The sequence below is a fragment of the bacterium genome (assembly GCA_024226335.1).
GTDB lineage: Bacteria > Myxococcota_A > UBA9160 > SZUA-336 > SZUA-336 > JAAELY01.
Map to the genome: position 1 here is coordinate 1 of JAAELY010000261.1, position 1,301 is coordinate 1,301.

Genomic DNA, 1,301 nt, shown 5'->3' on the forward strand with positions numbered 1-1,301 from the left:
CATTCGCTTGAAGTTCGCATCGGTCTCACGCTTGTTCTTGTACGGGGCTTGTGGCCAGCCGCGTTGCGAGGCTTCCACCCGCTCCATCTCCATATTGGCGCCTTTGACCAATCGAATGGTGATGGGAGCGCCGCCCGACGCGACACGGTCACGCGCCCACGCATTGAGTTTGCACTGTTGGGCGAATGAATCGGGCGTGTACGATTGCAGCACGATACCGGCCGCAACGTCCTTCAGTCCGGGACGATCCAGCGTTTGCATGAACGCACGGACCGTCAGGTCCATATCGCGGTACTCCTCCATGTCCAGGTACACAAATCTTGGCACCACCTGCCCGTCGGCCCGCGTGAAGCGACCGTGGGCCGCCGCCCGATAGAGAAGCTCCATGCGTTTGCTGATCGTGGCCACCGTGTGTGACCGGGCGAGCGACGAGATTTGCGAGAAGATCGTCGAGATCTTCACCGACGCAACTTCGATTTCGGGCTGCTGCAGGGCGGCCAAGTAACCTTCGAGTCGCCGCTGTGCCTCTTTCTCCCCGAGGATTGCTTCGCCGAGGAAGTTGACGTTCATTCGAACGCCTTCCTCGCGGCGAGCTTTCAGGTGCGCCGCCAGCTTGTCGTGTTCTGCCGGCAGGATGACGTTGGCCGTCTCCTTCTGCATGTATCCCTTCACGAGTGGAACGGCAACACCGGGCAGGTATCCACCGAACGACTGAAACCCCCGCAGCAGCGTTCGATCGACGACGGAAAAGAACCGTGGGATTCCCTGGACGTCGAGAATGTGCGTCAGTTGATCGACGGCGCGACGCGGCAGTTTCGCGCGAAACGCCTGGTCGGTCATTTCGATCAAGGTCGCCTTGTCTTCCGGGGCCTTGATCATCCGATCGAGTTCCGCTTGCTGCCGCCTCTCTTGCGGGGTCTGCAATTCGTTGGCTCGATCCTGCAAAAATCGAGCGAGGAAGACCGCCTTCTGGACGTTCTCGGGATAGGGAGAGTTTTCATCGAGTTGGAAGCCCTCGATCACCGAGGCCATGCCACCACGAAGCGGCTCGCGACCGCCCACCGACGTCTCTGTATTTCCCACTTTGTTCTTCCTTATTGAACCCGCCACTCGTGAACACCACCGGCCCACTTCTCTTGTAGCTGGATTTCGATGCGCATGCCATCGGTCATTACTGGCCTAAATTGCGTTGCGTTATACTGATCGCCTTCGGAGCCATAACCACTGGGGTCCGCGACTTCGACCCACTTGTCGTCCTTGCGATAGAGTAGCTTCCATGAAGCAGGTAGTCGACAGGCCCC

The 1,301-nt window shown here is 59.2% G+C and carries 1 protein-coding gene; it reads right to left on the reverse strand.

The window, feature by feature from the left end:
• The coding region (locus tag GY725_13485; GenBank protein ID MCP4005197.1) for a proline dehydrogenase at positions 1–1,032 on the reverse strand (1,032 nt) is incomplete at its 3' end.
• Positions 1,033–1,301 lie beyond the last annotated feature (269 nt).